Annotated in this window: 15 protein-coding genes; 8 read left to right on the top strand and 7 right to left on the bottom strand. The window is 66.1% G+C overall.

The window, feature by feature from the left end; all coding sequences use genetic code 11:
* Nucleotides 1-378 precede the first annotated feature (378 nt).
* Entirely contained in the window at nt 379-1872 is a 1494-nt protein-coding gene (locus tag E8F11_RS10905; RefSeq protein WP_280288858.1) for a helicase HerA-like domain-containing protein, read from the bottom strand.
* Nucleotides 1873-1998: 126 nt separating this feature from the next.
* Here E8F11_RS10905 and E8F11_RS10900 point away from each other — a divergent pair, with 126 nt between their 5' ends.
* Nucleotides 1999-3876: a methyl-accepting chemotaxis protein gene (locus tag E8F11_RS10900; protein ID WP_280288857.1), complete on the top strand. Its 1878-nt coding sequence runs from the start codon at nt 1999-2001 to the stop codon at nt 3874-3876.
* Nucleotides 3877-3919: 43 nt separating this feature from the next.
* Here the strand turns inward: E8F11_RS10900 and E8F11_RS10895 are convergent, their stop codons facing one another.
* Genes E8F11_RS10895 through purU form a run of 3 tightly spaced genes read right to left on the bottom strand, consistent with a single transcriptional unit; the run spans nt 3920 to nt 5433 of the window.
* Nucleotides 3920-4096, bottom strand: a complete 177-nt coding sequence (locus E8F11_RS10895; protein ID WP_280288856.1) for a hypothetical protein — start codon at nt 4094-4096, stop codon at nt 3920-3922.
* Between the two features lie 11 nt (nt 4097-4107).
* Nucleotides 4108-4533, bottom strand: coding sequence for a CBS domain-containing protein (locus E8F11_RS10890; RefSeq protein WP_280288855.1), 426 nt, complete (start codon nt 4531-4533; stop codon nt 4108-4110).
* A 48-nt stretch (nt 4534-4581) separates the two neighbouring features.
* Nucleotides 4582-5433: a formyltetrahydrofolate deformylase gene (gene purU / locus E8F11_RS10885; RefSeq protein ID WP_280288854.1), complete on the bottom strand. Its 852-nt coding sequence runs from the start codon at nt 5431-5433 to the stop codon at nt 4582-4584.
* 324 nt (nt 5434-5757) lie between these two features.
* Here purU and mvaT point away from each other — a divergent pair, with 324 nt between their 5' ends.
* A complete protein-coding gene (gene mvaT, locus E8F11_RS10880) occupies nt 5758-6138 on the top strand; it encodes a histone-like nucleoid-structuring protein MvaT (RefSeq protein WP_280288853.1) in 381 nt (126 codons plus the stop codon).
* An 84-nt stretch (nt 6139-6222) separates the two neighbouring features.
* Here the strand turns inward: mvaT and sbcB are convergent, their stop codons facing one another.
* The gene (gene sbcB, locus E8F11_RS10875; RefSeq protein WP_280288852.1) at nt 6223-7653 is read right to left on the bottom strand and encodes an exodeoxyribonuclease I; all 1431 of its coding nucleotides are present in this window, start codon (nt 7651-7653) and stop codon (nt 6223-6225) included.
* A 329-nt stretch (nt 7654-7982) separates the two neighbouring features.
* Between sbcB and E8F11_RS10870 the strand changes: the two genes are divergently transcribed.
* From E8F11_RS10870 to E8F11_RS10845, 6 genes are read left to right on the top strand one after another with little or no spacing between them, the layout of a single operon-like run.
* Entirely contained in the window at nt 7983-8717 is a 735-nt protein-coding gene (locus E8F11_RS10870) for an RDD family protein (RefSeq protein ID WP_280288851.1), read from the top strand.
* Nucleotides 8714-9694 (top strand): stage II sporulation protein M, encoded by a 981-nt coding sequence (locus E8F11_RS10865; protein WP_280288850.1) that lies wholly within the window; start codon nt 8714-8716, stop codon nt 9692-9694. Before E8F11_RS10870 ends, E8F11_RS10865 begins: the two co-directional genes overlap by 4 nt.
* Nucleotides 9681-11264: a DUF4129 domain-containing protein gene (locus E8F11_RS10860; protein ID WP_280288849.1), complete on the top strand. Its 1584-nt coding sequence runs from the start codon at nt 9681-9683 to the stop codon at nt 11262-11264. Before E8F11_RS10865 ends, E8F11_RS10860 begins: the two co-directional genes overlap by 14 nt.
* A complete protein-coding gene (locus tag E8F11_RS10855; protein WP_280288848.1) occupies nt 11261-12505 on the top strand; it encodes a DUF4350 domain-containing protein in 1245 nt (414 codons plus the stop codon). The genes E8F11_RS10860 and E8F11_RS10855 overlap by 4 nt, the downstream gene beginning before the upstream one ends.
* Nucleotides 12502-13524, top strand: coding sequence for a MoxR family ATPase (locus E8F11_RS10850; RefSeq protein WP_280288847.1), 1023 nt, complete (start codon nt 12502-12504; stop codon nt 13522-13524). Before E8F11_RS10855 ends, E8F11_RS10850 begins: the two co-directional genes overlap by 4 nt.
* Complete coding sequence (locus E8F11_RS10845) at nt 13521-14852, top strand: DUF58 domain-containing protein (RefSeq protein WP_280288846.1); 1332 nt, start codon at nt 13521-13523, stop codon at nt 14850-14852. Before E8F11_RS10850 ends, E8F11_RS10845 begins: the two co-directional genes overlap by 4 nt.
* Nucleotides 14853-15280: 428 nt before the next feature.
* Here E8F11_RS10845 and rhlB read toward each other — a convergent pair whose 3' ends face one another.
* Both rhlB and E8F11_RS10835 read right to left on the bottom strand, forming a co-directional pair.
* The gene (gene rhlB, locus E8F11_RS10840) at nt 15281-16753 is read right to left on the bottom strand and encodes an ATP-dependent RNA helicase RhlB (protein ID WP_280288845.1); all 1473 of its coding nucleotides are present in this window, start codon (nt 16751-16753) and stop codon (nt 15281-15283) included.
* Between the two features lie 98 nt (nt 16754-16851).
* Complete coding sequence (locus tag E8F11_RS10835; protein ID WP_280288844.1) at nt 16852-18009, bottom strand: dipeptidase; 1158 nt, start codon at nt 18007-18009, stop codon at nt 16852-16854.
* Nucleotides 18010-18398: the final 389 nt, after the last annotated feature.

Here is an 18398-nt window from a genome sequence, read left to right as displayed (position 1 = left end):
CCCCGCACGCCTCTCGCGGCATCCATGCCGCTCGTCCCCCTGCGCAACGCTTCCGCTCGGCCTTCTGACGGGGCAGAGTCGCTGCCCCACCTCTTCTGCACAGGTTCAGGCAATGACCAGGCGTCAGGATTACCGCGTCCTGTCAGGCGTGAGTCACCCCTCGCCCGCTTGCGGGAGAGGGGCCGGGGGAGAGGGAAGTGTCAGGCAGGCGCTGAGGTCTGAAAGGTCCGTGTTAGACGTTTCTATTCGGCGCTGCAACAGCTAACGCAGACATAGCCAATTTATTCGCGAAGGGCAGCGAAGCTGCCCCCTGATGGCTCGGAGGGCAGCCCTTCGGCCTGCTTGGCGATTGAAATAGTCCCCACAAGGACGCTTTTCTCAGCGGCGCTTGCTGCCTCCCAGCAAGGAGCCCATGAGCCCGCGAACCAGCTGCCGGCCCAACTGGTTGGCGGCCTGGCGCACCGCGGTCTTCATCGCCTGGCTGGCGAAAGTCCCCAGCAGCTCGCCGGCCAGGTCACCCATGCCGGGCTGTTCCTTCGCCGCTTTGCCGCCATCCTGCGCGGGGGGTTCGGCGGGGGTCTGGGCGGCGCGGGCGGTGAGCATTTCGTAGGCGGATTCGCGGTCGATGGGCTTGTCGTAGCGCCCGACCTGGGGCGAGCCGCGCACCAGGGCGACGCGTTCGGCTTCGTTCAGCGGACCGATGCGCGATTGCGGCGGGGCGATGGCCACGCGCTGGACCATGGCCGGGGTGCCCTTCTCTTCCAGGGTGCCCACCAGGGCTTCACCGATGCCCAGTTCGGTGAGCACACCGAGGGCGTCGAATGCCGGGTTCGGGCGGAAACCGTCGGCCACCGCGCGCAGGGATTTCTGCTCCTTCGCGGTGAAGGCCCGCAAGCCGTGCTGGATGCGCAGGCCGAGCTGGGCCAGCACGTCGTCCGGCAGGTCGCTGGGGGACTGGGTGACGAAGTAGACGCCAACGCCCTTGGAGCGGATCAGCCGCACCACCTGTTCCAGGCGCTCCTGCAGCGCCTTCGGGGTATCGGCGAACAACAGGTGGGCCTCGTCGAAGAACAGCGCCAGCACCGGCTTGTCGGCATCACCGCGTTCAGGCAGTTGCTCGAAGAGTTCGGCCAGCAGCCAGAGCAGGAAGGTGGCATAGACCTTGGGCGCTTCGTGGACCAGGCGGCTGGCATCCAGCAGGTGGATGCGCCCGCGGCCGTCCCGGTCGGGCTGGAGGATGTCTTCCAGTTGCAACGCCGGCTCGCCGAAGAGTGCCTCGGCCCCCTGCTGCTCCAGGGTGGCCAGGCGCCGCAGCAGGGCCTGGGCGGAAGCGCCGGCGAACAGGGCGCGGTCCTCGCCCAGCACCTCCGGGTGGTCCTTGAGGTGATTCAGCAGGGCCTTGAGGTCCTTCAGGTCAAGCAGCAGCAGGCCTTCGCGGTCGGCCACCTGGAAGGCGGCGTAGAGCGCGGCCTGCTGGCTGTCGGTGAGTTCCAGCAGGTTTCCCAGCAGCAGCGGCCCCATCTCGGAAAGGGTGGTACGCAGCGGGTGGCCGGACCGGCCGGCAACGTCCCACAGGGTGACGGGGTAGGCCCGCGGCTGGTGGCCGAGCCACGACATGGCGGCAATGCGCTCGGCCACCTTGCCCTGGGGATTTCCCGCGGCTCCGAGACCACAGAGGTCGCCCTTGATATCCGCGGCGAACACGGCGACACCAGCGTCGCTGAAAACCTCCGCCAGGCGCTGCAGGGTCACCGTCTTGCCGGTGCCGGTGGCGCCGGCGATCAGGCCATGGCGGTTGGCCAGTTTCATGGCCTGGGAAACGGCATTGCCCTCAGGGTCAGCGCCAAGAATCAGGGAAAGTTGCTCGGGCATTTTGCCTTCCTCGGATTAAAGCTTTCACAGGACCGCGCCGATAACTAAACCGACGTTTCTACTCAGTTTTTTCAGCACACGAGTGCCATAAAGACTGGTGCCTGACCCAACCGGACGCAAGCAAACATGATCAAAAACCTCAGGTTCAGCCACAAGATCCTGCTGGCCGCCTCGCTGGTGGTAATAGCAGCGTTCTCGCTGTTCACCCTGTACAACGATTACCTGCAAAGGACTGCGCTCCGTGACGACCTGGAAAAGTACCTTCAGGAAATGGGCGATGTGACCGCCAGCAATATCCAGAACTGGCTTTCCGGGCGGATCCTGCTGGTGGAGAGCGTGGCCGAATCCCTCGCCGCCAACCCCTCGGGTGAGGCCGTGCCGGCCCTGCTGCAACAGCGGGCACTGACTTCCACCTTCGCCTTCACCTACTTCGGCACCCAGGGCGGGCAGTTCACCATGCGCCCGGACAGCGCGATGCCGGATGGCTACGACCCGCGCACCCGGCCCTGGTACCAGGGGGCGAAAAGCGACGGCGGCACCACCCTCACCGAACCTTACGTGGACGCGGCCACCGGCCAGCTGATCATGACCATCGCCACGCCGGTGCAGTCCCTCGGCGTGGCCGGCGGCGACCTCGGCCTGGAAACCCTGGTGAAGATCATCAACGCCCTGGACTTCCGCGGCACGGGCCACGCCTTCCTGGTCAGCGCCGACGGCAAGGTCCTGGTGCATCCGAACCAGCATCTGGTGATGAAGACCCTGCGGGACCTGTTCCCGCAGAACACGCCGGCCATCGGCAGCGGCTTCAGCGAAGTGGAAGCGGATGGCGCCACCCGCATCGTCACCTTCACGCCGATCAAAGGCCTGCCCTCGGTGAACTGGTACATCGGCCTGTCGGTGGACAAGGCCAAGGCCTACGGGATGCTCGATGAGTTCCGCGCTTCGGCCATCGTCGCCACCCTGATCGCCGTCCTGATCATCATCGTCCTGCTGGGCATGCTGATCCGCGTGCTGATGCAACCGCTGCACACCATGGGCCGCGCCATGCAGGACATCGCCCAGGGCGAGGGCGACCTGACCCGCCGCCTGGACATTCACGCCCAGGACGAGTTCGGCGAACTGGCCGGCGCCTTCAACCGCTTCGTCGAGCGGATCCACGGTTCCATCCGCGAAGTGTCCTCGGCCACCGCCCAGGTCAACCAGGTGGCGCGGCTGGTGCTGAGTGCCTCCAACTCCTCGATGAGCAACTCCGACGAGCAGGCCAACCGTACCAACAGCGTGGCCGCGGCCATCAATGAACTGGGGGCCGCCGCCCAGGAAATCGCCCGCAACGCCGCCGACGCCTCGCATCAGGCTTCCTCCGCCCGCACCCTGGCCGAAGACGGCCGTCAGGTGGTCGAGCGCACTATCCAGGCGATGAACGAGCTGTCCGGGAAGATCCGCGCGTCCTGCGGCAACATCGAAACGCTGAACGGCAAGACGGTGAACATCGGCCAGATCCTCGAAGTGATCAAAGGCATCTCCGAGCAGACCAACCTGCTGGCGCTGAACGCTGCGATCGAAGCAGCGCGCGCCGGCGAGGCGGGCCGCGGTTTCGCCGTGGTGGCCGATGAAGTGCGCAACCTGGCGCACCGCACCCAGGAATCGGCGCAGGAAATCCAGCAGATGATCGAGGAGCTGCAAGTGGGCGCCCGCGAGGCGGTCAGCACCATGACCGAGAGCCAGCGCTACAGCGAGCAGAGCGTGGAAATCGCCAACCAGGCCGGCGAGCGTCTGGGCAGCGTGACCCAGCGCATCGGCGAGATCGACGGCATGAATCAGTCGGTGGCCACCGCCACCGAGGAACAGACCGCCGTGGTCGACTCGCTGAACATGGACATCACCGAGATCAACACCCTCAACCAGGAAGGCGTGGAGAACCTCCAGGCGACCCTGCGCGCCTGCGCCGATCTCGACCAGCAGGCCGCACGCCTGCAGCAACTGGTGGGGAGTTTCCGGATCTGACGGAAGCTGGCTGAGTGGGGAAACCCACAACGAAAAAGGCGCCTTAGGGCGCCTTTTTCTTGTCCTGATCCTCTTCCTGCACCTTGCGCCACAACTCGGCCGCACCGGGAAACTCGGTACCGTTTTCCTCGCTCAGCGCATCCGGGTCATAGCGCCGCACGCAGCCCTCGCCCAGGGTCGGCGGCGGATTGGACGTGGCGCGGTCGCGTGGATCAGCCATGGGCGAGCTCCTCAGACTTCAGGGGGTTGGCCCGGGTCGTGCTGGGCGAAGGCCTTGACCGCGCGCAGCACGTCGCGGCGACTGATCTGGCCAACCAGCACGCCCTCCTCCACCACCGGGAAGCGCCGGCGCTTGTCACGCAGGAAGCGCTGGCAGACTTCGATGATGTCGGCCTCCGGGGAGATGGTTTCCACCTGGGTGGACATGTAACCACTGACGCTACCGCCAGACTCTTCATAACAGGCGCCGGAAAGGATGCCGCGCAGGCAATCGCCGTCGGAGATCATGCCGATCAGATGGCCCTGGGAGTCCACCACCGGAGCGCCGGATATGCGGTGCTCCAGGAGGCGGTCGATGGCCAGGAAGAGATCGGTGTCGGACCTGAAAGTCACCAGACGGCGCGTCATGTAATCGCGCACCTTGATCGACTTGAGCATGGGCGGGCTCCTCTGCCGGTTGACCGGAGCGGATGCCCGCCGATCTGTTCAGTCAAACACGACGGTCTTGTTGTCGTGCACCAGCACCCGGTCTTCAAGGTGATAGCGTAGCCCACGGGACAGCACCATCTTCTCCACATCCTTGCCGAGGCGGACCATGTCCTCGATGCTGTCGCGGTGGGTTACCCGCACCACGTCCTGCTCGATGATGGGGCCGGCATCCAGCTCCTCGGTGACGTAGTGGCAGGTCGCACCGATCAGCTTGACCCCGCGCAGCGAAGCCTGGTGATAGGGCTTGGCGCCAACGAAGGACGGCAGGAAGCTGTGGTGGATGTTGATCACCTGGTGGGCATAGCGCTGGCACAGCTCCGGCGGCAGGATCTGCATGTAGCGGGCGAGCACCACGGTATCGGCGTTGTGCTCATCGACCAGGCGCGACACCTGGTCGAAAGCCGCTTGCTTGTTCTCCGGGTCCACCGGCACGTGGAAATAGGGAATGCCGTGCCACTCCACCATGCTGCGCAAGTCGTTGTGGTTGGCGATCACGCAGGGAATCTCGCAGTCCAGCTCATCGCTGTGCCAGCGGTGCAGCAGGTCGGCCAGGCAGTGGGACTCGCGGCTGGCCATCAGCACCACGCGCTTCTTCACTGCGGAATCGGTCACCCGCCATTCCATGGAGAACTGGCGGGCGATGGGCGCGAACGCCTGGCGGAAACCGTCCAGATCGAATGGCAGGGAATCGGCGCGGATCTCATGGCGCATGAAGAACCAGCCACTCTGGTTATCCGAGTGGTGGCTGGCCTCGGTTATCCAGCCGTTATAGGTAGCCAGGAAGTTACTGACCTTGGCTACGATGCCGACGCCGTCCGGACAGGCAATCACCAGACGAAATGTGCGCATGGGGGAACACTCCAGAGACTTCGCAAAGGCGGCCATTCTAGCCAGTGCGCGAGAAAACTTCAGTAACCCCGTGACTAGAGGGGGATTGCCGGCGGTCGCCGAACAATTCATCCCGCACAACTAAGGTGCTGCAGCAGCCCCGGATATAGCGGATTCCAAAGCAAACTATGCGTTGGCGCGGTCTCGGGACTAATATGAGATAAGAAGCCGCCAACAATGCTCACAAAAGTTTTCCTGCTTATTTACTTGCAGATAATCGCTGTCTATTATTGCTGACACTTCGCAATCGCAAGTCACCACACGATTCCAACAAGGGACGCCGACATGTCGCTGATCAACGAATACCGGGCAACGGAAGAAGCCATCAAGGAGCTCCAAGAGCGCCTGAAGAACCTGTCCCAGGACGACAAGCTGAAGAAAGAACTGGAATTTGAAGGCAAACTGCGCACCCTGATGGGCGAGTATCAGAAATCCCTGCGCGATATCATGGCCCTTCTCGATCCCGAATCCCGCACCAGCAAGGCCCCGCGTGGCGCCAAGGCCGCCGGCACCGGCACCAAGCGCGCGCGCAAGGTCAAGCAGTACAAGAACCCGCACACCGGCGAAGTCATCGAAACCAAAGGTGGCAACCACAAGACCCTGAAAGAGTGGAAAGCCAAGTGGGGCGCCGAAGCGGTGGAAGGTTGGTCGAGCATCCTCGGCTAAGCCTCCGAAAATAAAGAACGCCAGCATCAGCTGGCGTTTTTTATGGGCTTCGATAAATCCTCGGGAAGTTCCCCCCGGCCGCTCTCACAACTGATAGCGATTGCCCAGTTCCGCGGCATATCTGCGCCACTCCAGCAACACCGCCTGTTGCGCCGGTTCAGTCTTCGCCTGCAACTCGTCCAGTGCCTGGAAAAAACTCTCAAGGGTATTAGGCGCCCCGAATTCCGGGCTCTTCAGCCGATTCCGACAGAATTCCAGCCAGCGCGATTGCTCGACTGCTGACAAAGTTTCAGGGAAGTTTCTGGCACGGTAACGGAAAAGCAATTCCGGCAGGCGTGGGTCGTCGAATGGCCAGTTCTCCCCGGCAAGCCGCTGGGGATCGACACGTCGCACTTGCTCGCAGAGGCGGCGGTCGCGATCGCCGAGAAATCCGTCGTACAACTGCTGTTCCGGATCATCCGGCGAGCTGAATTCCTCTACCGCGTAAATATCCGGCAACTTGGCTTGCCAGAGGGCGGCCTGTTCGGCGAGCACGGCGGCGCGGCGCTGGCAGAGCTCCAGGTCGACGCCCAGGCGCTGGCGATCGGACTCGCGCAGTACACTCAGCGGCGCCACCACCGGGCAACGGTTGATCTGCAGCAGCTTCAGCGGCACCGGGAGCTCGCCCTCGGCCAATTCGTCGCGGCGGGTATAGAGGCGGCGACGCAGCGTGTCGGCGTCCAGCTCCAGCAATGGCGCCGGGTCGGACTGCAGGTCGAGCACAATCAGGGCGTTGCGGTTGCGCGGGTGCCAGGCCAGGGGCAGGACCACCGCCAGGTAGTGCCGCTCCGCCGAGAAGCGCCCGGAAACATGTACCAGCGGCTGCATCAGCTGCACTTGGTCCTGCACCTTGTGCTTGCTGCGCAATTGATAGAGGTAGTCGTACAGCTTCGGCTGGCGCTCGCGCAGCAGTCGCGCCAGGGCGATGGTCGCGCGCACGTCGGACAGCGCGTCATGGGCCTGGCCGTGGTCGATGCCGTTGGCGGCGGTGAGCAGCTCCAGGCGCAGGCTGACGCGGCCGTCCTGCTGCGGCCACTCGATGCCGTCCGGACGCAGGGCATAGGCAGTGCGGACCAGGTCGATCAGGTCCCAGCGGCTGTTGCCGCCCTGCCATTCCCGTGCGTAGGGGTCATGGAAGTTGCGGTAGAAGCTGTAGCGGGTGACCTCGTCGTCGAAACGCAGAGAGTTGTAGCCGGCGCCGCAAGTGCCCGGCAGCGCCAGCTCGCTGTGTACCCGCTGGATGAACTCGGCTTCGCCCAGGCCCTTCTCCGCCAGGGTGCCGGGCAGGATCCCGGTGACCAGGCAGGCGGCCGGGTGCGGCAGGATGTCGTCGCTGGGCTTGCAGTAGAGGTTGATCGGCTCGCCGATCTCGTTGAGCGCTTCGTCGGTGCGGATGCCTGCCACCTGCAGCGGCCGGTCGCAACGCGGGTTGATTCCGGTGGTTTCGTAGTCGTGCCAGAAGATGCTGGATGTCACGGCGGCCCCCTTGTACGTGAGGCGGGCAGTCTAACACCGGGAAAACACTGCCAGACTTGGGAAACGGCGCCGAACGGGCAGAGAATCTTCGCCTTTCGCCGGCTTGCTGCGCCCTTCGCGGCAAGCCTAGAATCGCCGCCACTGGACGACCGCCCCGACAAGGACAGCCTCAATGCCCGCGCCCCTCGAGCTTCGTGCATGCGCCTGCGCAGCGCCTGCCCTGTCGAAGCTTCCAAGCCCGTCACAGCATGCGAGCTGACTCCTCTTCGCCCGGTTGCCTGGATACCGGCCGCTCGCTAGCATCGGGCTTTCCCCTTGGCGCACCGCCGATGCCCGCACCCCGAGCCAGTTCCTTCTCCGCCGACACACAGGCCCTGCCGCTGGATACCCGCTACCAGGTGGAAACCCCGGAAGGCATCGACCTGGTGCTGCGCCCCGCCGGGCTGCTGCCGCGGGCCCTGGCCTATGCCATCGACCTGGGGATTCGCGGCGCGATAATGCTCCTGCTGTTCATTGCCCTGGCGCTGCTCGGACAGTTCGGTTTCGGTCTCGGGCTGATCCTCATGTTCCTGCTCAACTGGTGGTACATGGTGCTGTTCGAGGTGCTCAACCAGGGGCGCTCGCCGGGCAAGCAGGTGATGGGCCTGCGGGTGGTGCATGACGACGGCACGCCGATTGGCTGGTCGGCGTCGCTGGTGCGCAATCTGCTGCGCTTCATCGACCTCCTGCCGTTCGCCTACGCCTTGGGCGTGCTCAGCTGCCTTGCGCATCCGACCTTCAAGCGCCTGGGCGACATAGCCGCGGGCAGCCTGGTGGTCTATCGCGACGAGAAACCCCAGCGCCCGGAACTGCCCGATGCCGAACCGGAGCATGCACCCTTCCCCCTCAGCCTGGCCGAGCAGCGTGCGCTGCTCAGCTTCGCCGAACGCCAGGCCGGCCTGTCCCCGGCCCGCCGTGCCGAACTCGCCGCCATCCTCGCCGAGCCGCTGGAGGTTCCGCCGGAACAGGCGCAGGCGCGGATCAACGGCATCGCTCGCGGCCTGCTGGGAGCGAACTCGCCATGAAACAGAACCTCTTCGAACGCCATCACCAGGCCGACTGGCGAGCATTCGCCGAACTGCTCGAGCGCCTCGAGCGCGGCAAGGCCGACGCCCGCGCCTGTGAAACCTTCGCCGCCGACTACCGGCAACTCTGCCAGCAGTTGGCCCTGGCCCGGGAACGTGGCTACAGCAGTCACCTGGTGGAGCACCTGCAACAGCTGGCGATGCGCGGCCATCAGCAGTTCTATCGCCACCGCAGCCACCTCGGCGCGCGCCTGCTGGGCTTCATCCTCGGCGGCTTCCCACGCCTGGTGCGCAGCCAGTGGCGCAGCATCGCCGCGGCCAGCCTGCTGTTCTACGGCAGCCTGCTGCTGATGGGCCTGCTGGTGCACAACTGGCCGGACCTGGTCTACAGCGTGCTGGACCCGGAGCAGGTGTCCTCCATGGAATCCATGTACGACCCGGATGCCCGGCGCATCGGCCCCATGAGCGAACGCGACTCGGGGGACGACTGGATGATGTTCGGCCACTACATCATGAACAACATCGGCATCGCCTTTCAGACCTACGCCGGCGGCCTGCTCTTCGGCATCGGCAGCCTGTTCTTCCTGCTGTTCAATGGCCTGCACATCGGTGCGGTGGCTGGCCACCTGACCCAGATCGGCTATGGCGAGACCTTCTGGTCCTTCGTCATCGGCCATGGCGCCTTCGAACTCACCGCCATCGCCTTCGCCGGCGGCGCCGGCCTGCAGCTGGGCTGGGCCCTGCTCGCCCCCGGCCGCCTGCCCCGCGGCGAAGCCCTGCGCCTGGCCGCCGCACGCAGCGTGCAACTGGTGGCCGGGGTGATCCTGCTGCTGCTGATCGCCGCCTTCGTCGAGGCCTATTGGTCATCCATTACCCTGGTGACGCCCCAGGTGAAGTACCGGGTGGGCGCCGGCCTCTGGCTGCTGGTGGGACTCTATTTCGGCCTGGTGGGCAGGAAGCAGCATGCGCCTGACTGATGCCAGTGTCGTCATCCGCCCACGCAGCGCCTGGGAGGCCATGGACCTGGGCGTGCTGCTCGCCCGGCGCCATGCCGGCCTGCTGATGGGCAGCTGGGCACTGGTCACGCTGCCGGTCTTCGGCCTGCTCACCCTGCTCTGCTGGAGCTACCCGGGCCTGGCCGTGTTTCTTTTCTGGCTGTTGAAGCCGGCCTACGAGCGGCTGCCACTGTACATCCTCTCCCGCGCCCTGTTCGGCGACACACCCAGCCTCAAGGAAGCCCTGCGGGCCTACCCGCGCCTGCTCAAGCCGCAGTTGATCGCCAGCCTCACCTGGCGCCGCCTCAGCACCACCCGCAGCTTCGACCTGCCGGTGCTGCAGCTCGAAGGTCTTTCCGGGCAGGCCCGCAGCCAGCGCCTGGTGGTGCTCGGCCAGCGCGATGCCGGCGGCGCCACCTGGCTGACGGTGATCGGTGCGCACCTGGAGATGGCGCTCTGGCTCGGCCTGATCACCTTGATGTACCTGATGCTGCCCAAGCAGGTGGCGATCGACTGGGACTGGCAGAAGCTCATGGAAGCGGCCGCGGGCGAGTGGCTCTGGCTGGAGCACCTGTCCAATAGCCTCTACGTACTGGTGCTGATTGTCTGGGAGCCGGTCTACGTGGCCTGCGGCTTCACCCTTTATCTCAACCGCCGCACCGCCCTGGAAGGCTGGGACATCGAACTGCAGTTCCGCCGCCTGCGCCAACGCCTCAGCGGAGCTGCCTATGCCCTGCTGCTGGGCCTGGGGCTGGTGCTCGCGCAGCTGCCGCAGCCAGCCATGGCGGACGAGGCCCCGGCGCTGTGCCTTGCGCCCCAGGCCTACCTCGATGGCCCCGATGCCGAGCGCCTGACCCACCAGGCACTGACCAGCAAGGCGGCGCGGCAGGACATCAGCGCCCTGCTCGACGCGCCCCCCTTCCAGAACCGCGAGACAGTCACCCGCTGGCGTCTCGGCGAGAAAAGCGCCGAGAAGGACGTCAAGCCCGAGGACATGGAAGGCTGGGCCGAATTCATCCGCAACTTTTTCAAGCTGGCCGAGTACGCCCGCAGCCTGGACAGCCTCGCCCTGGTGATCAAGGCCCTGCTCTGGGGCCTGTTGTTCAGCCTGCTGGCACTTTTGGTCTGGCGCTACCGCGACTGGCTCGCCGCCTTCGCCGGCCGCCTCGGTTTGCCGCAGCGAAGCCCGCGCGAAGCGCCCTCGGTGCTCTTCGGCCTCGAGCTGGCGCCCGAAAGCCTGCCCGATGACGTCGCCAGCGAAGCCGAGCGCCTCTGGGCCAGCCAGCCCCGCGAGGCCCTGGGCCTGCTCTACCGCGCCCTACTCAGCCGCCTGCTGCACGACTTCCGCCTGCCCCTCAGGCAGTCCCATACCGAAGGTGAGGTGCTGCAACTGGTGCGAAGCCTGCACAATCGCGAACTGGAAGGCTTCAGCCAGACCCTCACCGGCCACTGGCAAAACCTCGCCTACGGCCATCGCCTGCCGGCCGCCGAGTTGCGCCAGGGCCTCTGCGACGGCTGGCGGCACCTGTTCGCCACGGGAGCCAGCGCATGAGCCTGCGCCCTCGCTTCCTCATCGGCGCCGGCCTCGCCCTGCTGCTGGGACTCCTGGCCATCTACCTTGGCGGGCGCCTGCAGCCCTACCAGGAAACCGTCGAGCACGGCCCCGCGCCGGAAGTGCTGGGCAATCCCTACCTGGCTGCCGAACACTTCCTGCGCAAGCGGGACTTGCAGGTGGCCCGCGCCGATGGCCTGGAAGTGCTCGACACCTTGCCGAGCTCCGGCCACACCCTGCTGCTGCTCGGCAACCGCGCACGCATGACCCCGCGCCAGGCTGACCGCCTGCTGGAGTGGGCGGACAAGGGCGGTCACCTGTTGTTCGTCGCCGAGCGCATCTATGACGAAGAGGATGGCAAGAGCGGTGACCTGCTGGCGGACCGCCTGGGCATCCAGCAATTCGAAGGCAAGGACCTGGAAAAAGATGAAGCGGTCGAGCCCGAGGAAGCGGAAGCCGACAACGAGGCCGACGGCACAGGCAACGATGCCGAGACCGACGAAGGCCAGTCGGCGCAGGCCGATGGAGACCCCTTCCCCGAGCTGACCAAGCTCTACCTGGAAAACGAACAGGCGCCGGCCTACGCCAGCTTCGTTCCGGAATTCCACCTCTACGACAGCCAGAACCGCGCCCACGCCTGGGCCAACAGTGCCAAGGCCACCCACATGCTGCAGCTGAACCACGGCCAGGGGCTGATCACCGTGCTCACCGACAGCTGGATCTGGCAGACCCGCGATATCGACCAGTACGACAATGCCTGGCTGCTCTGGTACCTCACCCAGGACACCGCCGTCACGCTGCTCTACCGCGCCGAGCGCGACAGCCTCGCCACCCTGCTCGGACAGAACTTCCCCGAAGCCCTGGTGGCCCTGGCCCTGCTCATCGCCTTGCTGCTCTGGCACGTCGGACGGCGCCAGGGCCCGCTGCAGGCACCGGCCAACAGGGCGCGTCGACAGCTCGAAGAGCACCTGCGCGGCAGTGCCGATTTCCTCCTCCGCCGCAGCGGACAGGCCAACCTCTTGCAGGGCCTGCAACGTGACATCCAGCGCCGCGCGCGGCACCGCCACCCCGGTTTCGAGCGGCTCGCCGTGGCCGAGCAATGGCAGGTGCTGGGCCGCCTGACCCGCCTGCCGCCCAGCGCCATCAGCCAGGCCATGCGGCCACTGCCCAAGCAACGGCTCAACGCCGCCGAATTCACCCGCCAGGTCGCCCACCTGCAAACCCTCAGGAATGCCCTATGAGCGAACAGATTTCCGACCCGTCGCAACCCGAAGCCACCAGCGCCGCGCCGTCAGCCGCCAGCCAACGCCAGCGCGCCAGCCAGTTGGCCCAGGCCCTGCGCCAGGAACTGCAGAAGGCCGTGGTCGGCCAGGCGCGGGTGATAGACGACGTGCTCACCGCCCTGCTGGCTGGCGGCCACGTGCTGGTGGAAGGCGTGCCGGGCCTCGGCAAGACCCTGCTGGTACGCGCCCTGGCGCGCTGCTTCGGCGGAGAGTTCTCGCGCATCCAGTTCACCCCCGACCTGATGCCCAGCGATGTCACCGGCCACGCCGTGTACGACATGCAGAGCGAGCAGTTCAAACTGCGCAAGGGCCCGGTCTTCACCAACCTGCTGCTGGCCGACGAGATCAACCGCGCCCCGGCCAAGACTCAGGCGGCCCTGCTGGAGGTGATGCAGGAGCGCCAGGTCACCCTCGAAGGCCGCGCCCTGCCGGTGCCGCAACCCTTCCTGGTGCTGGCCACCCAAAACCCCATCGAGCAGGAAGGCACCTATCCCCTGCCGGAGGCTGAGCTCGACCGCTTCATGCTCAAGCTGCGCATGGACTACCCGGCCGCGGACGAAGAACTCAACCTGGTGCGCCAGGTCACCCGCTCGGCCCGTGCCGACATGCTTGAAGTGGCGCCCCTGCGTACCCTGCTCCAGGCCCGCGACGTGCTGGCCCTGCAGAAGATCGCCAGCGAACTGCCGATCGACGACCAGGTGCTCGACTATGCCGTGCGCCTGGCCCGCGCTACCCGCACCTGGCCGGGCCTGGCCATGGGCGCCGGGCCACGCGCCTCCATCGCCCTGGTGCGCGGTGGCCGTTCCCGCGCCCTGCTGCGCGGCGGCGAGTTCGTGCTCCCGGACGACATCAAGGGCTGCGCCCTGGCGGTGCTTCGCCACCGCGTGCGGCTGTCGCCGGAGCTGGATATCGAAGGCCTGTCGGTGGACCAGGTGCTCCAGCAACTGCTCGACCAGGTGCCGGCGCCGCGTCTATGAAGCCCTCCCGCGCACTGCTCGCGCTGGTGGCGGGGCTCTTCGGCCTGGCCCTGTTGCTCGGCGCCCTGCCGGCACTGGGCATCGACGTGCCGGCGCAGCTCGGCCCGCTCTGGTGGAGCCTGCTCTGCGCCCTGGTCCTGCTCGCCCTGCTCGACGCCCTCTGGCTGCACCGTCAGGGCTCGCCGCGCCTGGAGCGCCAGCTGCCAGGCAACCTGGCCCTGGGGCGCTGGAGCGAGGTACGGCTGACCCTGCACCATCCTTACGAGCGTGCGCTGGAAGTCGGGGTGTTCGACCAGGTACCGGCGGCCATGGAGCTCGAGGCCTTGCCGCAGCGGGTGGCGCTGCACCCCGGCGAGCGCACCGAGTTCGGTTACCGGGTACGCCCGCTCAAGCGCGGCCACTTCCACTTCCCCGCCTGCGAGGTGACCCTGCCCAGCCCGCTGGGCCTGTGGAATCAGCGGCGCATCCTCGACCTGCCCGGCGAAGCCCGCGTCTACCCCGACTTCGCCCGCCTCTACGGCGCCCAGCTGAAGGCGGTGGACGACTGGCTCAGCCAACTCGGCGTGCGCCAGCGGCCGCGCCGTGGCCTGGGCCTGGAATTCCACCAGCTACGGGAATTCCGCGACGGCGACACCCTGCGCCAGATCGACTGGAAGGCCACCGCGCGCAAGCGCACGCCGATCGCCCGTGAATACCAGGACGAGCGCGACCAGCAGATCGTCTTCCTTCTCGATTGCGGCCGCCGCATGCGCAGCCAGGACGGCGACCTCTCGCACTTCGACCACGCCCTCAATGCCAGCCTGCTGCTCAGCTACGTGGCCCTGCGCCAGGGCGACGCGGTGGGCATGGCGACCTTCGCCGCCGAGCGTGACCGCTACCTGGCGCCAGTGAAAGGCCCGGCCCAGCTCAGTGTGCTGCTCAATGGCGTCTACGACCTGGACAGCACCCTGCGTCCGGCCGACTACAGCGCCGCCGCCGACATCCTGCTGGCGCGCCAGCGTCGCCGCGCCCTGGTGGTGCTGGTCAGCAACCTGCGCGACGAAGACGACGTGGAGCTGTTCAATGCGGTGAAGCGCCTGGGACGCCAGCACCGCCTGCTGGTGGTCAGCCTGCGCGAGGAAATCCTCGACAGCCTGCGCCACACCCCGGTGCAGGGTTTCGATGACGCCCTGGCCTACTGCGGCACGGTGGACTACCTCAACGCCCGCGGCAGCCTCCACGAACGTCTCGCCGCCCATGGCGTGCCGGTGCTGGATGCGCGTCCCAGCGAACTGGGGCCGCAACTGGTGAGCCGCTACCTGGCGTGGAAGAAGGCGGGGGCCTTGTAGGTCGCGTGGGGGCGATTTCAATCGCTGAGGAGACCGCAGGCCTCCCCTTTCCCGCTCGACTGTTGCTGCCAACTTGTACAAGCGAATTCATTCGCGAAAGGGCTGCGCAGCTGCCCCGTAGGTTGGGCAGAGCGCAGCGAAGCCCAACGAGCCCAGGCACCGCGCAGGCTCTGGCTTCCCTCACCCCAGCCCCGCTCTGCGCCCCGGCCAGAACGCTTCGCGTTCTGGCGCTCACGCACAGGAAGCAATGCTTCCAAAAGCGTGCCTGTTCGCCCCAGAGGGAGAGGGAGCCGTCCGTGCCACAGACAGTCTTCACACACAATCTGTAGGGGCGAATTCATTCGCCAAGGAGACCGCAGGTCTCCCCTTCTCCCGCCCAAAGAAAAAGGCGAAGCCACCGGCTTCGCCTTTTTTCATTCCACCGAATCTCAGTGGTGCTTGCGCGGCACCGACTTGAGCAGCTCGGTCGGGGGCATTTCGCAGTTGATCTTGCGGCCCAGCAGTTCCTCGATCGGCGGCAGGGCGAAGGCGTCATCCTCGCCGGCGAAGCTGATGGAGGTGCCGCTGGCGCCCGCGCGGCCGGTACGACCGATGCGGTGGACATAGTCGTCCGGATCTTCCGGCAGGGTGAAGTTGATCACGTGGCTGATGCCGTCGATATGGATGCCACGGCCGGCGACGTCCGTGGCCACCAGCACGCGGATCTTGCCTTCGCGGAAGCCTTCCAGGGTCCGGATGCGCTTGTGCTGGGGCACGTCGCCGGACATCTGGGCGGCGCTGATGCCGTCCCTGGTCAGGCGCTCTTCGATGCGGCGCACCTCGTCCTTGCGGTTGGCGAAGACCATCACGCGGGTCCAGTCGTTCTGGGCGATCAGGTTGTAGAGCAGCTTGTACTTGTCGCTGCCGGCCACGGCGTAGACGTGCTGTTCGACGGTCTCGCTGGCGACGTTCTCCGGCTCGATCTCGACGATGGCCGGCTCGACGGTCCACTGCTTGGCCAGGTTCATCACGTCTTCGGTGAAGGTGGCGGAGAACAGCAGGGTCTGTCGCTCGCCCTTGAAGGGGGTCTGGCGGATGATCTGGCGCACCTGGGGGATGAAGCCCATGTCCAGCATGCGGTCGGCCTCGTCCAGCACCATCACCTCGACCATGTCCAGGTGCACTTCACCGCGCTGATTGAAGTCCAGCAGGCGGCCGGGAGTGGCGACCAGGATGTCGCAGAAGCGCGATTCCAGCTGTCTGAGCTGCTTGTCGAAGTCCATGCCGCCAACGAAGCTCATGACGTTCAGGCCGCTGTACTTGGTCAGCGCGGCGGCGTCCTTGGCGATCTGCACCACCAGTTCACGGGTCGGCGCGATGATCAGCGCCCGCGGCTCGCCCATGTAGCGCTCTTTCGGCGGCGGGGTCTGCAGCAGCTGGGTGATGATGGAAATCAGGAAGGCGGCGGTCTTGCCGGTGCCGGTCTGGGCGCGGCCGATGGCGTCCTGGCCCTTCAGGGTGAAGCCCAGGACCTGGGCCTGGATCGGCGTGCAGTAGGGGAAACCGAGGTCGTGGATGGCGTGCATCAACCGCGGATCGAGGTTGAAGTCGTGGAAACGGGTCTTGCCCTCCTGGGGCTCCACCGCAAAATCTTCGAGCTTCCAGTTGTCCACGGCAGCTGCTTTGGCCGGGCGCTCGCGACGGGGCTTGTCGGTCTTGGGCTTGTCGCTACGGGGCTTCTTCTCGCCGCGGGGGGCACGTTCGCTGGTGCCCTCGGCCTTTTCGCCTGCTTCGTGAGGCGCTTTCTTCGGTTTGGCCGGACGCTCTTCCTTCGCGGCATGGGCGTGGGCGGGTACAGCGGGGGCGGGGCCGGATTGGGGCTCTTCGCCCTTGCGAAATATCTTCTTGAGTGCTTTGAGCACGGTGGTCTCGTCGATTGATTAAGGAATGAACGGCCGCCAGTGTAAAGCAAGATGCCCGCAGGGCGAAGTGCCGCGGGCATCTGAGGACTTGACTTGGACTAAGGAAGGGTCTCCAGCAGCAGCCTGCGGACATTTCCGCCCATGATGGCGGCAATGTCCGACTCGCTGAAGCCCGCTTCCTGCAGCCCCTGGGTCAATTGTGCCAGGCCGCTGGTATCGAAGGGTGTATGCACCGCGCCATCGAAGTCGGAGCCCAGGGCCACATGCGCCACGCCCACCTTGTCGGCGGTGTAGCGGATGGCTTTGACGATGGCCTTGACCGAGGTGTCGCAGACCGCGGTCTCCCAGTAGCCGATGCCGATCACCCCACCGGTGGCGGCGATGCGCTGGATATGGGCATCGCTGAGGTTGCGGGTACCCGGGCAAGTGCCCTCGACGCCGGTGTGGGACACCAGCACGGGACGCTCGGCCATGCCCAGCACGTCGTCGATCAGCGGACGGGAGGCGTGGGCCAGGTCCACCAGCATCTTCTTCTCTTCCAGGCGGGCGATCACACGGCGGCCGAAGGGAGTCAGGCCACCCTTCTCCAGGCCGTGGGCGGAGCCGCCCACCTCGTTGTCGAAGAAGTGGGTCAGGCCGGTGATGCGAAAGCCCGCGTCGTACAGTCGGTCGACGTTCTCCAGCTTGCCTTCCAGCGGCTGCAAGCCCTCGGTGGCGAGTATGGCGGCGACACGGTTGGAGTCGGTCTCCCAGGCCGCGAGGTAGTCGGCGAACTCCTTGCCGCTGCGTATCAAGGTCAGCTTGCCCTGGCTGCCATCGGCGGCTTCCCGGAGCTTCCGGCCCTGATAGAGGGCGCGCTCCAGCAGGCTGGTCCAGGTCTCGCGGGGCCAGCGCTGGGCCATGACCAGCAAGGTGATGTCGTCGCTGTCGGCGCTATTGCGTTCGTAGTTGAGGCCGCGCGGGGTCTTGGTGACGGTGGAGAACACCTGCAGGCCGACATGGCCTTCCAGCAGGCGCGGCAGGTCGCTATGACCGAAGTCGTGGCGCTCCAGCAGGTTGCGGTTCCAGAGCAGCGCGTCGTCGTGCAGGTCGGCGACGAAGAGGGTCTTGTGCAGTGCCTGGGCATCGTCCGAGGCAAGGTAGGGCGGTGGCGAGGCGACGGTGTTCATCTCGCGGTCGAGGAACCCCGGCAGGATGAAGAAGATCCCCAGGCCAACGGCCAGCAGCAGTAGCAAAGCGATCAGGAGTTTGCGCATGTCCAGCTTCCCGGCTGTTTTTTAGTGAACGGACTCTAGCAAACAGCCGTTTGAGGACAGCAAAAAGTGAGGACGCCATGTAGGGGCGAATTTATTCGCCAAGCAGACCGAAGGTCTGCCCGGCAAGACGTCAGGGGGCAGCTGCGCCGCCCTTGGCGAATGAATTGGCTATGTCTGCATTAAGTGTTGCTAGAAGGTCATGAGCCAAGCGGCTTTTCGAGCCGGCTTGTAGTTTCTGTTTCGCCTCCCGGCGAGTCTCTTTTTTCAGTCGCCAAAAAAGAAACCAAAAAGGCTTGCCCCTGCATCCGGGTCCGGCTTCGCCGGACTCCCCTCGCTCCATCGTTGCTCCGGGGGCCCGGCGTGAGGGGCCATCCATGGCCCCGCACGCC

The organism is Pseudomonas sp. BN417 (assembly GCF_029871205.1).
Taxonomy (GTDB): Bacteria; Pseudomonadota; Gammaproteobacteria; order Pseudomonadales; family Pseudomonadaceae; genus Metapseudomonas.
The sequence above is the reverse complement of the archived record's forward strand: the minus strand, read 5'-3'. Positions and strand labels throughout refer to the sequence as shown.